The following is a 20,545-nucleotide window of genomic DNA, read 5'->3' on the forward strand; positions in this document are numbered from 1 at the left end:
GGTTGCTCGGCATTCTTACTTGCGTGGTGCCCTGCGCGGTGATCTGTGGGCGACCTATGGGCAGAGCACCGGACGTTTAGCACTCACAGTGTTCAAGTGCCAAGTCTAGTACGGATCGGCAGCGTTGCTAGCATTGAGGAACCCGCGGCCTGCTGCGGTTTCCGCCCGATCAGAACCGTAAGTGAGGCAACTTCCGTGTCCAGCTTTTCCTGGGGTCCGCAGGACATCACCGCGCCGGCCCGGACCGTCCTGCGCAAAGTCGGCGCCGAACCCGGCCTGGTCCTTGAGGACGTTGCCTCGGGCTGGGTTGGTGCGGTGGTGCGCGTGGAGAAATCCGGCGGACTGCACCTGATGGTGCTGGAAGACCGGCGCGGGAAAAAGAAATCCTTCGAACTGGGCTTCGGCTTCCTGCTCGAGGGCGAGCCGGTGGAAGTTGTGCCCGCGGCTGCGGCGGCGGCCAAGGCAGGTCCGGCCCGGACGGCGTCCGGCTCGGTCCGCGTCGCCAACCAGCGCGCCCGCACCGCCCGGGCCAGCCGCATCTGGGTGGAGGGCAAGCACGACGCCGAACTGGTGGAGAAGGTCTGGGGCGATGACCTGCGGGTGGAGGGAATCGTCGTCGAGCCCCTCCACGGCGTCGACGACCTGTACTCCGCGGTCCGGGAGTTTGCCCCGGGCCCCGGACGCAGGCTGGGCATCCTGGTGGATCACCTGGTTCCGGGCTCCAAGGAATCGCGCATTGCCGCCGAGGCGATGACCTCCCCCGGCGCGCCGGGCAATGTCTTGATTGTCGGGCATCCGTACGTGGACGTCTGGCAGGCCATCAAGCCGTCCGTGATCGGGCGTACCGCCTGGCCCGTGGTCCCCCGTCACCTGGACTGGAAAACCGGCATCCTGCAGGGACTGGGCTGGCCGCACCGCGACCATATCGACGTCGCAATGGGCTGGAAGAAGCTGCTGGGGCAGGTGAACAGCTATGCGGATCTGGAACCGTCACTGCTCGGACGAGTGGAGGAAGTCATCGATTTCCTGACCGTTCCCGGGTGAGACGCGCATCGCACTGCCTCATTCCTTTCCGTGAGGAAGCGTGCGAGCCAGTACTCTTGAGGAATACGTAGTAGTGGACCGACCCTGTGTCACCGTGAGCCAAAAGGAAAATACGCCGTGTCCAACACACGCCAGAACCACCGCCCCCGACCGGAAGAACACGGCGGAGCGCAGCGTCCTGTTTACCAGGGGGCTCCGGCCAACGCACTGCCGCTGACCGCGTCCGAAGACCGGCAGTGGGCAACTCTGGCGCACTTCGGCGGCATCCTCGCTTTTGTTCCGTCACTGATCATCTACCTGGTGTTCCGCGACCGCGGTCCGTTCACTGCCCAGGAATCCAAGGAAGCCCTGAACTTCACGCTTCCGCCCAGCATTGCTGCCCTGACCGTCTGGGCGTTGTCCTTCATTCCCGAGATCGGCGGCTTCTTCGCCGTGCTCAATGCCATGATCTGGGTCTACGTGGCTGTGTCCTCGGTGATCGCGGGCATCGAGTGCAACCGCGGCCGGCCGTACCGCTACCCGCTCAACCTGCGCCGCATCAAGTAGCGCCGCAGGGCGGGACCGCCGCCGGGCGGGACCGCCGCCGGGCGGGACCGCCGCCGGGGAACTCAGTCCGGCAGCAGCCGCCGGACCACTGCGTCGGCCAGCAGCCGGCCCCGCGGCGTGAGGATCACCTTGCCCGTCAGCGCAGCGCGCGGATCCACAAGGCCGTCGGCCATGAGTCCCGCCACGGCCAGCCTGCCGGGCTCACGCAGCCGGTCCAGTGCCAGGCCTTCAGCGAGCCGGGTCCGCAGCATAACGTCTTCCATGTACCGGGTATCGGCGTCCAGGGTCTCGCGTCCGACGGCGGGCGACTCCCCCGCGCCGATCCGCTGGGCATAGGCGGTGGGATGCTTGGCATTCCACCAGCGCACGCCGCCGGCGTGTGAATGGGCACCCGGGCCGACGCCCCACCAGTCATCACTGCGCCAGTAGGCCAGGTTGTGCCGGCACTGGTCCTCGGGGGTCCGCGCCCAGTTGCTGACCTCGTACCAGTTCAGTCCGGCGGCGGTCATCATTTCATCCGCCAGCACGTATTTGTCGGCGTGGTCGTCGTCGTCGATGGGCGGGACCTCGCCGCGGCGCATCCGGGCGGCGAGCTTGGTCCCCTCCTCGATGATGAGCGCGTAGGCGGAGATATGGTCAGGCTCGTAGCTCAGTGCCTCTTCGAGCGAGTGCTTCCAGTCGGCCATGGACTCCCCGGGAGTTCCATAGATGAGGTCCACGCTCACGTGCAGGCCGGCGTCGCGCGCCCACTGCACGGCCTGCGGAACCCTCGACGGCGTGTGCGTGCGGTCCAGCACTGCCAGCACGTGCGGCACGGCGGACTGCATGCCGAAGGAAACCCGGGTGAAGCCGGCGTCGGCAAGCAGCTGCAGGGACTGCGGCGTGACGGAGTCCGGGTTCGCTTCGGTGGTGACTTCGGCGCCGGGCGCCAGGCCCCACTGGTCGACGGCGGTGCGGAGGATCAGCGCGAGGTCCTCCGCCGGGAGCAGCGTGGGAGTGCCGCCGCCGAAGAAGACGGTGCCCATCCGGCGCTCCGGCAGGCCCGAACGCCGCAGGGCGTCGGCGGCAAAGACCACCTCGCGGGCCGCCGTGCCGCCGTAGGCAGCCTGCGACGCACCGCCGCCCAGCTCGGTGGCCGTATACGTGTTGAAATCGCAGTAGCCGCAGCGGACGGAGCAGAACGGAATGTGGACGTACAGTCCGAAGTTCCGCTCCGCTGCTCCGTCCGCGGCCTGTGCGGGGAGGAGGCCGTCGGCCGGTGCCGGGTCTCCGAGGGGCAGTGCACTGGGTGTCACTTCTTGGATTTGTCCTTGGACTCGTCGGAGGAAAGCGCAGCCACGAAGGCTTCCTGGGGAACTTCCACGCGGCCCACCATCTTCATGCGCTTCTTGCCTTCCTTCTGCTTTTCCAGCAGCTTGCGCTTACGGCTGATGTCGCCGCCGTAGCACTTGGCAAGCACGTCCTTGCGGATGGCGCGGATGGATTCGCGGGCGATGATGCGGGAGCCGATGGCTGCCTGGATGGGCACCTCGAACTGCTGCCGCGGGATCAGCTCACGCAGCTTGCCGGTCATCATGACGCCGTAGGCGTAGGCCTTGTCCTTGTGCGTGATGGAGCTGAAGGCGTCAACCTGTTCGCCCTGGAGCAGGATGTCCACCTTGACCAGGTCGGCGACCTGTTCGCCGTCGGCCTTCCAGTCCAGGGAGGCGTAGCCGCGGGTCTTGGACTTGAGGATGTCGAAGAAGTCGAAAACGATTTCGGCCAGCGGCAGGCGGTACCGGATTTCCACCCGGTCCTCGGAGAGATAGTCCATGCCGCCCAGGACGCCGCGGCGGGACTGGCACAGCTCCATGATGGCGCCGACAAATTCGTTCGGCGCCAGGATCGTGGCCGAGACCATCGGCTCGCGGACCTCTTTGATCTTGCCTTCGGGGTACTCGCTGGGGTTGGTCACGGTGACCACCTTTTTGTCCTCGAGCGTCACCTCGTACTCCACGTTGGGGGCAGTGGAGATCAGGTCCAGGTTGTATTCGCGCTCGAGCCGTTCACGGGTGATTTCCAGGTGCAGCAGGCCCAGGAAGCCCACCCGGAAGCCGAAGCCCAGCGCCGCGGACGTCTCGGGTTCGTACACCAGCGCGGCATCGTTGAGCATCAGCTTTTCCAGCGCTTCGCGGAGCACCGGGTAGTCGGCGCCGTCGATGGGGTACAGCCCGGAGAACACCATGGGTTTGGGATCGGCGTAGCCCTCGAGTGACTTCTCGGCCGGCTTGGCCAGGTTGGTGACGGTGTCGCCCACCTTGGACAGCCGTACATCCTTCACGCCGGTGATGAGGTACCCCACCTCACCCACGCCCAGGCCCTTGGACGGGGTGGGTTCCGGCGAGCTCACACCGATTTCGAGGAGCTCATGGCTGGCCCGGGTGGACATCATCTGGATGCGTTCACGCGGGGACAGCGACCCGTCGATCACGCGGACATAGGTGACGACGCCGCGGTAGGTGTCATACACGGAGTCGAAGATCATGGCACGGGCGGGAGCGTCGGGGTCGCCCACCGGTGCCGGAATCTCGCGGACAATCTGATCCAACAGGGCTTCAACGCCAACACCGGTCTTGCCGGAGACCCTCAGCACGTCCTCCGGATCGCCGCCGATCAGCTTCGCCAGTTCCTCGGCGTACTTCTCCGGCTGCGCCGCCGGGAGGTCGATCTTGTTCAGGACCGGAATGATGGTCAGGTCGTTTTCCATCGCCAGGTAAAGGTTCGCCAGCGTCTGCGCCTCGATACCCTGGGCGGCGTCCACCAGCAGCACTGCTCCTTCGCAGGCAGCCAGGGAACGGGAGACTTCGTAGGTGAAGTCCACGTGGCCCGGTGTGTCGATCATGTTCAGGGCGTAAGACTGCCCGTCCAGTTCCCACGGCATGCGTACGGCCTGGGACTTGATGGTGATGCCGCGCTCACGCTCGATATCCATCCGGTCCAGGTACTGGGCCTTCATGTTCCGGTGCTCAACCACTCCGGTGGACTGGAGCATGCGGTCGGCCAAGGTGGACTTGCCGTGGTCGATGTGGGCGATGATGCAGAAGTTTCTGATGATCGCCGGATCCGTCGCGGCAGGCACCGGCGAGAAGCGGGCCATGGGTGACACTGTGGCGGTTCCTTTACTGTTCCGGGACAAGCCGGACGCGGCGCGGTGCGCGGGTGTCCTTGGTCCTGGCGGTCTGGTGGGTGTTCTATCGAGTTAACAGTCTCCCACGTTTGCCTGCCGCAGCAGGAACCGGACGCACCTGAGGTTTCGTGGCCGGGAGCATAACGTAGTGCCATGCCCTTTAATGCCCGCGCCTTTGCCTCCTTTGCCCGCTCGGCCCTGCGCCTGCTGCGCTCCGCTTCCTCCTCTGCCGGCCCTGCCGAAAGCAGCCGCGGAACCGGCCGTTCGGCCCGTCCCCGAACGCCGGACAGACGCCGGACGCCGGAGACCAGGCGGACGCCGTCGCCCTCCCCCGGGACCAAGGCCACTCCCCCGCACACCCCGGCTGCCCGGCAGTCGCCGTCGTCGCCGTCGTCATCCGCGCGGACCGCTCCGGCAGCAGCCCCTTCGGGTTACGCCGGCGACTACGCCGGTCCTGTGACCCCGGTCTACGCCCCGCAGCCGGACGGCGATCCCGATCCCGGCGAAGTGGTGTGGGCCTGGGTCCCGTACGAAGATGACCCCAGCCAGGGCAAGGACCGTCCGGTCCTGCTGATCGGGCGAAGCGGCGGCCTGTTGCTGGGCCTCATGATGACCAGCCGGGACCGGAACAACAGCAGCGGGTCCGACCCTCGCTACCTCGACGTCGGCACCGGCCCGTGGGACAGCAAGGGTCGTCCCAGTGAGGTGAAGCTGGACCGCGTCCTCCGGCTCGAACCGGGCAGCGTGCGCCGGGAAGGTGCAATCATGGATAGGAACGTGTTCCAGACAGTTGCGCGTCGGCTGGCCGTGATGCGCCCGGCACGCTGAACCGGCACTTTAGTTACCGGAGCCCAAACTCTGCTAACATTTATTGCTGTGTGTCCGCGCAGGTCGACGGGCACTTTGGTTCAGACGCCATTACGGTATCCCCACGCCGCTCAGTCAATGTCTGGGCTGAAATACCCTCACCGACCAAGTCCGCAATACAAAGAGAGTTTATAAGTGGCCAATATTAAGTCCCAGAAGAAGCGCATCCTCACCAACGAGAAGGCGCGTCAGCGTAACAACTCGGTGAAGTCCGAGCTGAAGACCGTCATCAGCAAGGTTGATGCCGCAGTCAAGGCCAGCGACAAGGACGCAGCAGCCGAAGCGCTGAAGACCGCCAGCCGCAAGCTGGACAAGGCCGTCAGCAAGGGCGTAATCCACAAGAACAACGCTGCCAACCGCAAGTCGGCCATCTCCAAGAAGGTCAGCGCGCTCTAACCAGCAGCCAGCATTGCAGACTTACTCAGCGTGGCCGGTCCTTCGGGACCGGCCACGCTTTGTTTTAAGCCGGCTTCCGGACTGTTCTCGACTGTTTCGGACAGCCGTGCGGGTGCGTGTCGGCGGGCCAGTGGGCAGCTAAGGATGCGGGGTGCGTGTCGGCTGCGTGCCCGCCAGCGGACACCGCCGGCGGACATCGCCGGGCCGGCGCGTGTTGGCTGGCTAACTGCTCCTAGCGCCCGGAGGCTGCCAGGGCTATGACGGTGACGGCCCGTTCCACGGCGTACACCGGATCGCGTCCGGCGCCCTTGACCTGTGCATCCGCTTCGGCGAGGGCCTGGACAGCTTCGATCAGGGACTCCGAGGTAAACCGCTGGGCATCCCGTCGAGCCTGGTCCACCTGCCACGGCGCCATGGACAGTTCCTTGGCCATCGAGGCAGAGGAGCCACGCAGGTTGGCCACCCGGGCTACGGCCCGGACTTTCATGGCCAGGGCGCCGACCAGCGGCACCGGATCCACGCCGGTATCCAGCGCGTGCCGGAGCATGGACAGTGCCTGCGCAGCGCGGCCGGCCAGGGCGGCGTCGGCGACTTTAAAGGCCGTGGCCTCGACCCGGCCACCGTAATAGCGCTCCACCAGTTCCTCGGTGACCTCGCCGGTGGAATCACTGATCAGCTGTTGGCAGGATGCTGCAAGCTCGGAGAGGCTCGACCCGACGGCGTTTACCAGCGCGCGGGCCGCGCCCGGGTCGATCCTGCGACGGGCAGTGCGGAACTCCGAAGTGACGAAGTCCAGCTTCTCCGCATCCTTCTTGAAGGGCTGGCACTCCACGACGGGGGCTCCGGCAGCCTTAACCGCATCCAGCAGCTTCTTGCCGCGGTTGCCGCCCGCGTGGTGCAGCACCAGTACGGCGTCCGGGGACGGATCCTTCAAATAGGCCAGCGTTTCGGTGAGGAAATCCTCGTTCATCGACGCGAGATTCACGGCCTCGATAAGTTTGGCCTCGCCGAACAGCGAGGGGCTCGACTGCAGTGTGAGTTCCCCGGAGGCGTAGGTGGAGGCGTCGAAGTGCACCAGCTCCGTGTCGGGCTGCTTCTCCCGGAGCAGCCCGCGCAGCCGGTCCCGGGCCCGGGAGGCCAGATAGTCCTCCGGGCCCGCCAGCAGGACCACCGGTGCGGGTTCGACCTCGCGCCAGGAGACCGTCGCTGAGGACTTGCTCGCGGAGGACTTACTGCTGGAGCTGCGTTTGGAAGGGACTGCCGGATTCACAGCTGGTGCTCCTGGGATTGTGTGGCGGCCTTCCGGCCTGCCGGGGCGAAGGATCGAAAGGTATCCGCACCGCGGATATCCTCCCTCCAAGATTGCCACGGTACCGGTCGGCGGCCAATTTTCCGTCCGGCGGCGGCCGTATTTTCCGGCCTGCGGCGGCCCTCGACTGCCGATCCTCAGCGGGACCTACCGGACCTACGGGATCTATCGGATCTACGGCGGCAGGCTCTGGACCTCAAGACCGTTGCCTTCGCGGACCACCACTACTGTGCCGTGCTGGTCCGTCCGCGCCACCCCGGTGCCGGCAGACCGGAGCTGCGCCAGGATTTCCGGTGCCGGGTGCCCGTACTCGTTATCGGCACCAACGGAAATCAATGCCAGGGACGGTCGGACTGCGCGGAACCAGCCGTCACCGCCGTTGCGTGCCCCATGGTGGGCCACTTTCAGCACGTCGACGCCGGCACGAAGATTGGCCTGTGTTGCGAGAATCGTTGCAGCGGCCTCCTCCTCGGCATCACCGGTGAACAGTATCCGCAGCGGCCGCTCCCCCTGCCCCGGATCCCCGACAGTCACCAGCAGGACGGCACTGGCATTGTTCTCCTCCCCGTCTCCAGCCACGGGCACCGCACTGCCCGATGCCGGCGGCCAGAGGACTTCCCAGTGCACGAGGCCGGCCGTTCCCGCCATCCCCTGGGCCAGGCGTGTCCGGGGTGCTGCCGTTCCGGCCAACACCCCGGTCAGATTCTCCGGCAGTTCCCGATCCGCCGACGAGTAGCCCACCTGCAGCACGGACCGTCCGGAAAGCACTCCGGCAGCACCGCCGTAATGGTCCAGGTGGGCATGAGTGAACACGAGGAACTCAACGGTCCGCACCCCCAGCCGATCAAGGCAGGCATCCATGGGGTCGGGCTCTCCGCCGGCATCGATCACCACCGCACTGTCCGGACCCGCACGGATCGCGAACCCGTCCCCCTGCCCGACGTCGCAGGCGGCCACCATCCACTCATCCTCCTCGCCCCGTTCTCCCTGCAGCGCACGGACAGCAAGGACCGCACCGGCCGGCAGGACCAGCGAAGCGGCTGCACCTGCCGCTACCCAGCGCCGGCGGGGGCTGGGCCACCCTGCGAAGCCTGCCTGCCGGTTGGTTCCTGAACCCCGACGCCGGGACCCGGTGCGCCTGTCCCCCTGGTTCGCTTCGTCCTCCCCGTCCTTTGCGTTCGCCCGTTCCGCCCGTTCCGCCCGTTCCGCCCGTTCCGCCCGTGACGGGAATATCCCGCCGCCTGCGCGCCGTGGGAGATACAGGATGCCAACTACGGCCGTACCCGCGCACACGCTCATGAGCACCACGCCAAGGCTGCCCTCCGGCCAGGCCGCCAACGCACCGGGAACGGACTCAAAGAGCCGGGCAGTTTTAGCCACCCACCAGGCTCCGGCGGACGCAAGCAGGAGCGGCGGCGTCGCCAGCGCCGGAGCTGCACCCACCAGCGCGACGGCAAGCATCCCGGCAATCGTCACGGCAGGAACAACGGGCGCAGCCACCAGATTCGCAGGAACCGAATAGACCGGCAACTGTGGTTGCAGGAGCACCAGGACCGGGGAGCAAAACAGCTGCGCTGCGACGGGTATGGCCAGGGCCGCTGCCAACCAGCGGGGCAGGCGCATCGACAGCACCCGCACCAGATGCGGTCCCAAGACAATAAGACCCAGCGTCGCGCAGACTGACAGGATGAACGCGTAGCTTCCGCACAACCAGGGATCAATGCACAGCAGTACGGAGATCGACAGGAAGAGCAATGCTGCCGAAAGACGTCCGCGTCCGGAGAGCACGGCGAGGGTACCCAGTCCGCCCATAACCGCTGCGCGCAGCACACTGGGATCCGGCCTTACCAGGAGCACGAACGCCGTCAGCCCGGTCAAGGCCAGCAGCACCGCCGGGGCCCGCGGCATCCGCAGCGCCCGGGCGCTCAGGAAGATGAATGCCAGCAGATAGCTGCAGTTGGCGCCGGAGACAGCCGTCAGATGGGTCAGGCCGGTATTCTTCATCGCCTGCTCCAGGCCCGGATCGAGGCCGCCCCGGTCACCGAGCACCATGCCCGGAAGCAGCCCCTCCACGTCCGCACCGCGGTCTTCAGCCACCCGGACAAAAGCTCCGCGGAGTCCTGCCGTCGCTGCGTACCAGCCGCCGGCAGGCGTGACCTCGGGCGGAACGGCAGCCCGCAGGAGGGCAAGGTTCCGGTCTCCTGCCGGAAGAGGCTGCAGGGAGCCGGCACTGCTGAACCGGTCCCCCAACCTGATGGGGGCATAATCCTCTCCTCCGACAACCAGGAGCGTCGCCGAAGTGCCGAACCGCTGGCCGTCCGCAGTGCCTGATTCCGCCACGGCGTCAATGAGGTAACGCGGCTTTCCCGAAAACCGGTCCGCCGCCGCAGGCCGTGCATCCGATGCGGCCCGCAGTTCTGCAGTGATGGCGGATTCTTCGGCAATGAGCCCGGAGATAGGTCCGCCGGTGCGTGCCGCCAAGCTGGCCGTTGCGCCGGCACAGACCAGTGCTGCCGCCGCGGCCGGGACAGCGGCACCTCGCAGGATCGCCGCGGCACCGGTGTGCACGGGTCTGCTTCTGCGGCCGCGGTGCGGCGTCCTCCGGGATGTTGCCGGGCGGGTGCTTCCTCCCCGTAGATCCCGGACCTGCCCGCGTGATGCTGCCAGGACCAGAAGGACCGCCAAAACAGCGGCCGAGCCTGCCACAGCCCATCCCGCCGGCGGCGGTAACCGGACCGCGGCAAAGGCTGCGGCCCATACCGTTGCTGCCGCAGGCAGGAGCCGCAGTTCACGGAGCGGCGGAGGCACGTCAGCGGACGCAGCTTCCCGGTTGTCCCAGGCTTCCCGTGCCCTGCCGATTCCGGCCCGGCACCTCTCCCACGGGCCGCCGACGGCCGCGCCGCGCCCCGCGTCCGGCTCCCCGTCACCTGCTGCCTGGCTGCCGGTGACCTGCGGACCCGAGGGCTGCGCGTCCGGATCCAACGCCGACGCGACGTACCGTGACCACCTGCTCGTTTCCCGGCTGGACATTGGTCAACTGCTAGACGGTGACCAGTGGGAGCAACGCAGCCATCATCGCTTCCCCGATCCCGGGAACGGCGTCAAGATCTTCGGGCCGGCTGAACCTGCCGTGCTCGGTCCGCCACGCGATGATCCGCTCGGCCAGCACCGGCCCGACCCTCGGCAGGGTTTGAAGCCGGGTCGAGTCTGCCGTGTTCAGGTTGACGCTGCCCGAAGCGCCGTCTTCAGCCCGTGCTCCGGAACCAGCCGCACGGGATGCGCTGCCATCCGCCGCAGGTCCTCCTGTGCCGGCAGTGCGCGGCGGGTTCTCCCCGATCCTCGGAACAAGCACCATCGCGCCGTCCTCCACCAGGGCCGCGAGATTCACGCCGGCGAGGTCCGCATCGGCTGCCGTTCCACCGGCGGCTTCAACGGCGTCAACAATCCGGCTGCCCGGCGCCAATCGGACGACCCCCGGGCGCTGTACGGCTCCAGCCACGTGAACCACCGTGGTTGCCGGGCCCCCGCCGGGCTCCCCCGGATCTGACGGCACAGCCGAAGGCGCCGGGGTCGCGGATGCAGGAGACGAAGTGCCCGGCGGGCTGCCGCTGCCTTCAGCGGGCGCTGACGGATCCAAGGCAGATGACGGGTCGGCGGCAGGTGGGGACAGATCGATGCTGGCCACCGGAACGGGACCTCGGTCCCGGAACAGTACGATCGCCGCACCGCTGCCCAGCAACAGGCACACCGCCAAGACCGCTGCCGGCAGGGAGAATGCCCACCGGCGCCTACTTTCGGGGTGAGAATCGCCCGACGGCTCCACCCCCTCCAGTTCAGGGACATGGACGTCCGAGGTATCCCAACGATGCTGTGCCATGGGACAAAACTAGCTATCGCCACCCGCCGGGGTTCCACGGTGTTGAGGCCGGTGGACGGACCAAGGCCAGCCGCCGCTCAGAGACGGCATTGTTGAGGACGAGACAAGCGGCCGTCCATTTCCCGCGGCCACTCCTGAACCTTTGCGGTTCCCCACCGTTCCCCGCTCCGCTGACGATCCAGGACTTCAAGGCCTCCCGGATCCGGTCCGGATGAAACAGAACCTCTCGGCGCCTGCATCAATCCGGTTTCGGATTTACTTGAAGATGTTCTTGGAGCCTGCGTCCATAACAACCTGGCCATTCTGCCAGGCCGGACGGAATTCACTCAGTGACTTTGAATAAGTCTCCAGCGACTCAACGACAACCCCTTCGGCGGTATTGCGAATAACTCCGATGGCAACAGTGAACACACTCATGCGCTTGGAAGCGTTCGCCGAATCGATAGTTACGCTGGTTCCCGAACCGTTGTCGATCCCCAGGGAAACCCCGTACTTACGGAAAGAGCCCATACCGTTGGACTGGGCTGAGTAAGCAATCGGAACGACGGCTTCAATCTCGTCGGTCAGCTTGATTTCAATGGTTTCCTGCGCCTTGCCGTTCTGCCCGCGACCAACATCGCCAAGATGACGGACGGCACCCCCGAGCAGTTCCGGCGTGGGAACCGGCTGGGCCTCGGAGCCGAATGTGGAACAAACCAGCTCTGTTCCATCCTTGAGGATGACCAGTGCGTAAAGGTCATAGTCGGTGTTGGACGACCATTCGCAGCGGGCCGTGACTACCGGTGTTTTTTCAATGGTGACCCGGTTCCCCTTTTCAAGGGAAATAGCACCGGCTTTCTTTCCAAGGTCTACAGCCGGAGCGGCCGGAGCAGTTTCATTGTTCTTGCCGAATCCAAACGGTGCCATAGCGGTAATCGCTTTCAATAGGGGCAAATTTTCCGCTCACTATAGCACCCGGTTTTCACGTACCGGCCGCAATTGCGGGGGCTAATTCTTGGCGCCGCCGGAAGTCTTATTGCCCCTGGCTTTGAGTCCGGCGGACCTGGTCCGGGATGCCGGACCTTTGGCGGCCGGTTTCCCGGCTGCGTTGTCGTTGTCCATGCGGCAGCCTTCATCTTCCGCGGCGGTCCCCTCCGTCGGCACACGGGTACCGGCAGGTCCCGTGTCCTGTCCGGCAGGATCACTCCGGCCTCCATCACTCCCGTCTCCGGCAACCGCCACGGCCAGCACCCCCAGCCCCGCATGCGCGGCCAGGACGGCGGGCAGCGGGCAGAGGAGGAACTCCACCTCGGGCGCGGCGGCGCCGATGATCCCGGCCAGCCGTTCGGCTTCAGCGGCGTTACCGAAGTGGTGCACCGCGGCGCGGACTTTCCCGTTTCGCCCGGCAATGTCCTGCTGCACGAGTTCGGCCAGCCGTGCCAGGGCTTTGGGCGCGGTCCTCACCCGTTCCAGCGGAAGGACCATGCCGTCGCGGACCACCAGGATCGGCTTCACGGCAAGCAGGGTGCCCAGCCAGCCGGCAGCTGCACCAATCCGTCCGCCCCGGCGCAGCTGGTCCAGGCTGGGGACGTAAAAGAGGATGGTTGCATCGACCGCTACCGAACGGGCGCATGCCGCGACCTCCGCCGCGGAGGAACCGGACCGGGCGCTCTCCGTCGCGGCCGCCACGGCAAAACCGAGGCCCATGGCCGCCGTCGCACTGTCGATGACCTCCACCGGAATTTCGGCGGTCCGGGCGGCCAGCCGGGCGGAGTCCACCGTGCCTGAGAGCTGACCGGAGAGATGGATGGAAATTATGGAGGTGCACCCGGCGGCAGCCAGCTCGCGGTAGGCCGCTTCGAACTGCCCCGGCGCCGGCCGGGAGGTCCGCACTTCATGGCCCTGTGCCATCGCCAGGGCAAGGGCCGGAATCAGGTCCGCAGATCCTTCGCCGTAGATCTGGTCCCCGATCATCACGGGCATGGGAACCACCCGGACAAAATCAGCGGCGTTGGCCGCGTCCGCCCAGCCAGCCGGCAGTGCCGACGCCGAATCGGTCACCACTCCCACGGACGGCCCGGGGACGGCCGCGGTTTCCCGCTGCCGTCCCCTGGCCCGCGATGCGAGCCGTTCGAGCCAGTCCATGGTTGTCCGGGCCTAGGCCGGGACGATGTTGACGAGCTTCGGCGCCCGGACGATCACCGTACGGATGCTGCGTCCGTCCAGGAACCGCTGCACTGCGTCGGATGCCAAGGCGGCCTCCCGCAGGTCCTCCTCGCTGATGTCCGCGGCGACCTCGAGCCGGTCGCGGACCTTGCCCTGCACCTGGACAACGGCGGTGACCGTGTCCTGCACCAGCAGGGTTTCATCGACCACGGGCCAGCCGGCGTTTACGACGGAGGCTTCGCGGCCCAGCAGGTTCCAGAGATCCTCGGCCGTGTACGGCGCGAAGAGGCTCAGGATGACGGCGACGGCTTCCGCCGCCTCGCGTACTGCCGGGTCAGCGGCGCCGGCGCCGGAGTCGATGGCCTTGCGGGTCGCGTTGACCAGTTCCATCAGCTTGGCGACCACTACGTTGAACTTGTTGTTCTCCAGCAGCTCGGTGGCATCGGCGACGGTCCGGTGCGTGAGCGCGCGCAGCTTCCGGTCCCCGGCCGAGTAGTCCACGCCGGGTTCGCTGGTGATGTCCTGTCCCAGGCGCCACGCGCGGGCCAGGAACTTGGCGGAGCCCGACGGCGACACATCCGCCCAGTCGACGTCGTCTTCCGGCGGGGAAGCGAAGATCATGGTCAGGCGCACCGCGTCCACACCGTACTTGTCCAGCTGCTGGCCCAGGTCCACGCCGTTGCCCAGCGACTTGGACATGGCCTTGCCGCCGTTGAGCACCTGCCCCTGGTTCAGCAGCGAGCTGAACGGCTCGCTGGCTTCCAGCAGGCCCATGTCGTGGACCACCTTGGTGAAGAAACGCGCATAGAGCAGGTGCAGGATCGCGTGCTCGACGCCGCCCACGTACTGCCCGACCGGCATCCAGTTCTTCGCTGCTTCGGGATCGAACGGTCCGTCCGTGAAGTGCGGGGACACGAAGCGCATGAAGTACCAGGACGAATCCACGAACGTGTCCATGGTGTCGGTATCGCGCCGGGCGGGACCGTCGCACTTCGGGCAGGCCACGTTGACCCATTCCTCTGCGGAGGCCAGCGGAGAGGTGCCCTTCGGAGCCAGTGCCTCGCCGCGCAGCCCGGTGGGCAGCGTGACCGGCAGCTGGTCATCGGGGACCGGAACCTCGCCGCAGTTGTCGCAGTGGATGATCGGGATGGGGGTACCCCAGAAGCGCTGGCGGGACAGCAGCCAGTCGCGCAGGCGGAAGTTCACGAACTTCTCGCCGGTGCCCTGTTCCTCGAGCATCCGGACGGCGGCCGGAATGGCTTCGGCCTTGGGCAGGCCGTCCAGGGCGCCGGAGTTGATCAAGGTGCCTTCGCCGGTGGTGGCCACACCGCTGACGGCGGGATCCTCTTCACCGGTGTCCAGCACAGCCTTGACGGGCAGGTCGAAGGTCTTGGCGAAGTCCAGGTCACGCTGGTCGTGCGCCGGGACGGCCATGATGGCGCCGGTGCCGTAGTCCGCCAGCACGTAGTCGGCGGCCCAGACGGGCAGCTTCTCGCCGTTCAGCGGGTTCACGGCGTACCGGCCGGTGAAGACGCCGGTCTTGACGCGTTCGGTGGACTGGCGCTCGATGTCCGAGAGTGCCTTCACCGATTCGCGGTAGTCCAGCAGGGCGTTCCGGTTTTCGTCCGTCACCAGGTCCAGCGCCAGCGGGGCGTCCGCGGCGACAACGAAGAAGGTGGCGCCGGCCAGGGTGTCCGGGCGGGTGGTGAACACGGTGACCTGCTCGGCGGGCTTGCCGCCGTCGGCCTCGATGTTGAACCGGACGTGCGCGCCCTCGGAGCGGCCGATCCAGTTTTTCTGCATGGCCAGGACACGCTCGGGCCAGTGGCCCTTGAGCTGTTCCATGTCATCGAGCAGGCGGTCGGCGTAGTCGGTGATCTTGAAGTACCACTGGTTCAGCGACTTCTTGGTCACCTGGGTTCCGCAGCGTTCGCAGGCACCGTTGACCACCTGTTCGTTGGCCAGCACGGTCTGGTCCTTGGGGCACCAGTTGACCGGGGAGTTCTTCCGGTAGGCCAGGCCGCGCTCGTAGAACCGGGTGAACAGCCACTGGGTCCAGCGGTAGTACTCGGGGTCCGAGGTGTGGATCCGGCGGGACCAGTCAACGCTGATGGCGTAGCGCTTGAAGGACTCCGCCTGCGTCTCGATGTTGCGGTAGGTCCAGTCGCTGGGGTGCGCGTTGTTCTTGATGGCCGCGTTTTCCGCGGGCAGGCCGAAGGAGTCCCAGCCGATCGGGTGCAGCACGTCATACCCGCGCTGGCGCCAGTAACGGGCGACGACGTCGCCCATCGCGAACGCTTCGGCGTGGCCCATGTGCAGGTCGCCGGAGGGGTACGGGAACATGTCCAGTACATAGCGTCGTTCGCGCGAGCCGTCGTCGGCAGGGGTGAAAACACCGAGGTCATCCCAGACCTTCGGCCATTTCTGCTCGATGGCCGCGAAACTGTAGACGGCCTCTTCCTGCTGATCAGTCTGTGACTGCGTGCTCACTATGCTTCGCCTCTGTCCTCAAAGAAAATCGATCCGCGCTGCGGGCCGTCGGTAAATCCGGCCCGATAAATTTTTAGGTCCTCCCCAGACACACAAAAGCCCCTCGACAAGCAAGGGGCGGCCGCGCACGGACGGTGCGCGGCTAGCTAAGGAGGAGTACTGCGATCATTTCTCCACTTTACAACAGCACACGGCCCCCGGAGCCAGTGCATTGGGGTGAGCCGCAGGGAGGATGGACCCCTGCGTATCTTTTGCCCCATCCCGTGCGTCTACCCGGTAAGACAAAAGCAAAAATGCCATTGTTGTCGCAGGAGCCGCCGGGGCGGCCGAACGGGATGGAGCCAGGAATGTCAGCAGCAGCAACAAAGCCGGAACCGATATACGTCCAGGCCGGAGAACTCCGGCAGGCCCGAAGGAACTTCCTGGTAGCACTCGAGCCTGTGCGCCCGGCCGTTTACGGTTATTGCCGCAGATTGACCGGCACTGTCTGGGATGCCGAGGACCTGTTGCAGGAAACCCTGGTGAAGGCCCTTTCCGATGCCTCCCAACGGCATGAACCCATCAGCAACGTGCAGGCCTGGCTGATCCGGATCGCCACGAACACCTGGCTGGATACCCTGCGCCGCAGCGGCCGGGTAACGGTGCAGGACTTCAGCGAACCGGGCGCGGACCGGCCCGACGACGGCGCGGATCCCCTGACATCCCTGGAGGTGGAGTCGGCGCTGGGGCATTTGCTGCTGGTCCTGCCTCCCCGGGAACGAGCCTGCGTGGTCCTCAAGGACGTGTTTCACTACTCCCTGGCCGAGATCGCGCAAATGCTGGACACCACCGCCGGGGCGGTAAAGTCCGCGCTTCACCGCGGCCGGGGCACGCTGGCAACAGCCCGGGATGGAGGACCTGTTCCCGCCGACGACGGCGCTGCCGCCGGCGACGGGACCGGTTCAACACAGGCCCGCCCACCCCGGCCGGAGGGGCACCCCGAGTTGCTGCGCCGCCTCGCCGATGCTTTCAACTCCTACGACATTGATGCCATGGTCAGCCTGTTCCTGGCCGGCGGACGCACGGAGGTGATCGGCAACGTCAGCGAAACCGGACACGAGGAGATCCGCACCGGCTCCATGACCCACACTTTCGGGCCGGACGCCGCAGAGCTCTACCGGGCCAGCGTGCACCGCTATGACGGCGAGGACCTGATCCTCCTGTGGGAACGCCCTAAGGATGCGCCGGAAACTCCCGAGGTTGTGGCCGATGTCCTTCGCCTCAGCTGTGCCCACGGGGAACCGGTGATAGCCGAACTCCGGTGGTACTTCTTCTGCCCGGAAGTCCTGTCCGAGGTGGCCGGCGGTCTGGGGTTGCCGTTCAAGACGAACGGGGTTTCCTACTTCTGACGCAGGTCCCGGGCGGCGTCCCGGGCGGCCCGGAACGCGAGGAATGCTTCCCTGCTCGTCCGCGTGGGAGTAAACCCGAACTCCTGCTTCAGGGCGGTGTTGTCCAGCACCGGACGGTAACGCAGGAACCTCACCTGCTCCGGCCCGTGCACGGTCAGCCGCAGCAGGTGCCCCAGCCAGAGCGCGGCGGCCAGGACCGGCGCCGGAACGGTGACGGTGCCGCGTCCCAGCAGCCCGGCGATGTCGCGGACGGTCAGGGCACCGTCTCCGGCCACGTTGAAAATGCCGCTGCGTCCCGTGACGACGGCCTGCACCATGATGCCGGCCACGTCTTCATCCCAGATGAACACGAACGGGGATTCGCTGCCGGCTACCCGAAGCAGCTTCGGTGCGTCGAAAAGGGCGGTGATCTGGTTGCGGACCCGCTCGCCGAGGATGGTGCCGATCCGGAAGATGGTCTGCTGCAGTTCGGGATGCTCTTCGCGGACGCGGGCCAGTTCCTCCTCGACCAGCCGTTTATGCCGGGAATAGGCAAACTCGTCATTGCCGCGCAGCGGATCGGATTCCGTCAGCCACGGGGCGTTGTCCGGGTGGTATCCGTAGGCGGCGCCGGACGAGGAAATGACCACGTGCTTCACGCCGGCGGAAATGCAGGCCGCCAGTACGTTTCGTGAACCCACCACGTCCACTTGGAATTCCTGTTCCCGGGTGGTGTGTTTGCCCGGATTCACGATGGCGGCCAGATGGACCACGGTGTCGATCCGGTGGGACTGCAGCAGCCGCGCCACGTCCGGGGAACATACATCCGCGAGGGCGTACTCGACCCCGGCGAGCCGGCGTTCCTCCGCCGGTTCCCGGATGTCGAGGCTGAGGACATAGGAGATTTCGGGATGGTCCGCCAGGCCGGCGGTCACCGCGCTGCCCAGGAAGCCGTTGCCGCCGGTGACGCAGACTCGGGTCATCGTGCTGTCTCCCGCGGCTCCGGCTTGGCTGCGGTACTGCGGCGCGCATCCCGCCGCCGCCACCAGGCGGCCAGCAGCAGCCCGGCCAGGATGTCCCAGATGCCCCACCAGGCGGCCACCATCGCCATCCCGCCCAGCCCGGCAAAGAAGGTCAGCGTCAGGCCAAGTCCGAGTCCGGTATTGCGGGCACCCACTTCGAAGGTGAAGGCCCGCCGGCTGGGTTCGTCCAGCCGCACCGCCGCCGCCGTCCAGTATCCGACGGCCAGCGCCACGGCATCATGCAGCAGCACGACCAGGAAGATGGTGCCTAAATGCTCGCGGAGCGGCCCAAGGTTGCTGGCCGTCCCGGCAACAATGAAAACGAGCAGGGCCAGCAGGCCGATCCGCTGCACCCAGGGCCGCAGGATGTCGGTCACCGCGGGGAAGCGCCGGGCGAGGGGCATGCCCACAGCAAAGGGCACGCCGATGATAAGCAGGACCTGGACCAGCATTTCCCAGCGGTCCAGGGAGAAGTCCCGCATCAGCCCGGCGGTGGCCGGATTCAGCCGCGCCCACAGTGCCACGTTCAGCGGCATCACGGCGATAGCCACCAGATTCGAGACGGCGGTCATGGAAGCGGACAGGGCAACATTGCCGTGCGCCCGGTGGGTGAGCACATTCGAAATGCCGCCGGGCGGACAGCAGGCAACGAGGATCATGCCCAGGGCGATGGATGCCGGGACCTGCAGCAGGAGCGCCAGCCCTACCGTCACCGCGGGAAGCACCAGGTACTGGGCGCAGATTCCCAGCAGCACGGCCTTCGGGCTGCGCGCCACGGTCCGGAAGTCCGCCGGACGCACCTCGAGGGCGATGCCGAGAATGATGATCGCCAGCACCACGTTCAGGATCAGCAGGGAGGCCGGCGTGAAGTTCAGGACGACGTCGTCGATGGGCATCAGTGGTTCACCTTTTCACTAGCGGCAGCGGCAAGCAGGTCCAGGTGTGCGTCGAGTTCGGCGCGGTAGGCGTCCTTGTTCACGTAGTAGCTCATCCGGTCCAGGCCCAGATACCGGTAGCCGCCGGTGACATCCGGGGACTCCCCCGCCAGCAGCTGCCGGAACTCCTCTGCGGCCTCCGGGGTGTGTTTTTGGCCTGCAAGGTAGGCGGCTGCCAGTTCGGCCTGCCGGAACCTTCCCTCCCAGCCCAGTCCGGAAGCTTCCACCATGCCGATGACCAGCAGGTTCTCCGCCTGGCGGCTGAAGATGTTCAGGTACAACGACGGCGACGGGCCGTCCCAGCCGAGCAGCGCCGGGTCCAGGAACGGATAGTCCAGGGCATACCCGGTGGCGAGCAGGAGCAGGTCATACTCCCCCGTGCTGCCGTCCCGGAAGTACACGGTCTGCCCGTCCAGCCGGTCGATGTCGCCTTTGACCTGCAGGTCCCCGTGCCCCAGATGGTGCAGGATCAGGGAGTTCACCACGGGATGGGATTCGTAGATGCGGTAGTCAGGCTTCGGGAAGCCGAAGCGGTGCGGGTCTCCGGTGAACATGCGCAGGAGCCGCTTGTCGAAGAACTGCTTCAGCGGCCGGGGCAGCGGCTTGCCCTGGTTCAGGGTGTCGGTTGGCCGGCCGAAGACGTACTTGGGAATGAAGTAGTAGCCGCGCCGGACGCTGATGTCGACGGCGGCGGCGTGGTGGACGGCGTCCACCGCAATGTCGCAGCCGCTGTTGCCCGCACCGACAATCAGTACCCGTTTCCCGGCGAACTCCCGGGCATCTTTGTAGGAGGCGGAATGGCGGACCTCACCGGCAAACCGGCCGGGCAGGGCCGGCATTGCCGGCGTGTGCAGGGTGCCGGACGCGACGATGACAGCACTGAAACGGCCGCTTCCGTGCCCGTCGGTGCTTTCCCACGAAACCGTCCAGGCGCCGTCGTCGGTCGGCTCCGCTGCGGTGACCGATACACCAAACCGGATGAAACGGCGCAAACCGAAGTGGTCCGCATAGGAGCGGAAATAGGCGTGCAGGTGGCGGTGCCCGGGATAGTCGGGAGCGTCCCGGGGCATGGGGAACTCGGAAAACTGGGTGGTGGATTTCGAGGAGATCAGGTGCGCCGATTCGTAAACCGTGCTGGCTGGATTCTCGATGTTCCAGAGCCCGCCCACGTCCGTGTGCTGTTCAAAGCCGACAAAGTCCAGCCCCTGGCCAGACAAGGCACGCATGGCGGCAAGGCCGCTGGGTCCGGAGCCTATGACGGCGACTGGCAGTTCCGATCGTACGGCGTTTGCTGCGGGAGACACTTCCACCTGCTTCTGTGACCTGCATCACTGTAGATGCTGCCCGAACGCTACCCAAGGGTGGATGTGCCGGTCAAACC

At 66.6% G+C, this 20,545-nt stretch carries 16 protein-coding genes; 5 read left to right on the forward strand and 11 right to left on the reverse strand.

What is annotated here, in order from left to right:
• The first annotated feature begins 195 nt into the window (after positions 1-195).
• Positions 196-1,044: a DUF3097 family protein gene (locus NNX34_RS09625; protein ID WP_255766286.1), complete on the forward strand. Its 849-nt coding sequence runs from the start codon at positions 196-198 to the stop codon at positions 1,042-1,044.
• Between the two features lie 117 nt (positions 1,045-1,161).
• A complete protein-coding gene (locus NNX34_RS09630) occupies positions 1,162-1,590 on the forward strand; it encodes a DUF4870 domain-containing protein (protein WP_255766287.1) in 429 nt (142 codons plus the stop codon).
• Between the two features lie 62 nt (positions 1,591-1,652).
• Here NNX34_RS09630 and hemW read toward each other — a convergent pair whose 3' ends face one another.
• Together hemW and lepA are read right to left on the reverse strand one after the other, a co-directional pair.
• Positions 1,653-2,885: a radical SAM family heme chaperone HemW gene (gene hemW / locus NNX34_RS09635; protein ID WP_255766288.1), complete on the reverse strand. Its 1,233-nt coding sequence runs from the start codon at positions 2,883-2,885 to the stop codon at positions 1,653-1,655.
• Positions 2,882-4,735, reverse strand: a complete 1,854-nt coding sequence (lepA, locus tag NNX34_RS09640; RefSeq protein ID WP_255766289.1) for a translation elongation factor 4 — start codon at positions 4,733-4,735, stop codon at positions 2,882-2,884. The genes hemW and lepA overlap by 4 nt, the downstream gene beginning before the upstream one ends.
• Before the next feature lie 174 nt (positions 4,736-4,909).
• Between lepA and NNX34_RS09645 the strand changes: the two genes are divergently transcribed.
• Together NNX34_RS09645 and rpsT are read left to right on the forward strand one after the other, a co-directional pair.
• Positions 4,910-5,584, forward strand: a complete 675-nt coding sequence (locus NNX34_RS09645; protein WP_255766290.1) for a type II toxin-antitoxin system PemK/MazF family toxin — start codon at positions 4,910-4,912, stop codon at positions 5,582-5,584.
• A gap of 174 nt (positions 5,585-5,758) precedes the next feature.
• A complete protein-coding gene (rpsT, locus tag NNX34_RS09650) occupies positions 5,759-6,019 on the forward strand; it encodes a 30S ribosomal protein S20 (RefSeq protein WP_146361896.1) in 261 nt (86 codons plus the stop codon).
• A gap of 232 nt (positions 6,020-6,251) precedes the next feature.
• Here the strand turns inward: rpsT and holA are convergent, their stop codons facing one another.
• The 6 genes from holA to leuS form a co-directional block, all read right to left on the reverse strand.
• A complete protein-coding gene (gene holA / locus NNX34_RS09655) occupies positions 6,252-7,289 on the reverse strand; it encodes a DNA polymerase III subunit delta (RefSeq protein WP_255766291.1) in 1,038 nt (345 codons plus the stop codon).
• A 213-nt stretch (positions 7,290-7,502) separates the two neighbouring features.
• Positions 7,503-9,896 carry a ComEC/Rec2 family competence protein gene (locus NNX34_RS09660; protein ID WP_255766292.1) on the reverse strand — a complete coding sequence of 798 codons (2,394 nt, stop codon included), beginning with the start codon at positions 9,894-9,896 and terminating at the stop codon, positions 7,503-7,505.
• Between the two features lie 472 nt (positions 9,897-10,368).
• The gene (locus tag NNX34_RS16135; protein ID WP_255766293.1) at positions 10,369-10,827 is read right to left on the reverse strand and encodes a helix-hairpin-helix domain-containing protein; all 459 of its coding nucleotides are present in this window, start codon (positions 10,825-10,827) and stop codon (positions 10,369-10,371) included.
• Between the two features lie 633 nt (positions 10,828-11,460).
• Positions 11,461-12,129 (reverse strand): hypothetical protein, encoded by a 669-nt coding sequence (locus tag NNX34_RS09670; protein ID WP_255766294.1) that lies wholly within the window; start codon positions 12,127-12,129, stop codon positions 11,461-11,463.
• A gap of 63 nt (positions 12,130-12,192) precedes the next feature.
• A complete protein-coding gene (locus tag NNX34_RS09675; protein WP_255766295.1) occupies positions 12,193-13,329 on the reverse strand; it encodes a DegV family protein in 1,137 nt (378 codons plus the stop codon).
• Between the two features lie 12 nt (positions 13,330-13,341).
• Complete coding sequence (leuS, locus tag NNX34_RS09680) at positions 13,342-15,843, reverse strand: leucine--tRNA ligase (protein ID WP_370647266.1); 2,502 nt, start codon at positions 15,841-15,843, stop codon at positions 13,342-13,344.
• 344 nt (positions 15,844-16,187) lie between these two features.
• Between leuS and NNX34_RS09685 the strand changes: the two genes are divergently transcribed.
• Positions 16,188-17,228, forward strand: coding sequence for a sigma-70 family RNA polymerase sigma factor (locus NNX34_RS09685; RefSeq protein WP_255766297.1), 1,041 nt, complete (start codon positions 16,188-16,190; stop codon positions 17,226-17,228).
• Here NNX34_RS09685 and NNX34_RS09690 read toward each other — a convergent pair.
• Genes NNX34_RS09690 through NNX34_RS09700 form a run of 3 tightly spaced genes read right to left on the reverse strand, consistent with a single transcriptional unit; the run spans position 17,219 to position 20,474 of the window.
• Positions 17,219-18,190 (reverse strand): SDR family oxidoreductase, encoded by a 972-nt coding sequence (locus NNX34_RS09690; protein ID WP_255766298.1) that lies wholly within the window; start codon positions 18,188-18,190, stop codon positions 17,219-17,221. The two genes, NNX34_RS09685 and NNX34_RS09690, sit on opposite strands and share 10 nt — an antisense overlap.
• Positions 18,187-19,125 carry a bile acid:sodium symporter family protein gene (locus NNX34_RS09695; RefSeq protein ID WP_255766299.1) on the reverse strand — a complete coding sequence of 313 codons (939 nt, stop codon included), beginning with the start codon at positions 19,123-19,125 and terminating at the stop codon, positions 18,187-18,189. The genes NNX34_RS09690 and NNX34_RS09695 overlap by 4 nt, the downstream gene beginning before the upstream one ends.
• Entirely contained in the window at positions 19,125-20,474 is a 1,350-nt protein-coding gene (locus NNX34_RS09700) for a flavin-containing monooxygenase (RefSeq protein WP_370647252.1), read from the reverse strand. The genes NNX34_RS09695 and NNX34_RS09700 overlap by 1 nt, the downstream gene beginning before the upstream one ends.
• Positions 20,475-20,545 lie beyond the last annotated feature (71 nt).

This window comes from Arthrobacter sp. zg-Y1116 (genome assembly GCF_024385485.1).
Taxonomy (GTDB): Bacteria; Actinomycetota; Actinomycetes; order Actinomycetales; family Micrococcaceae; genus Arthrobacter_B.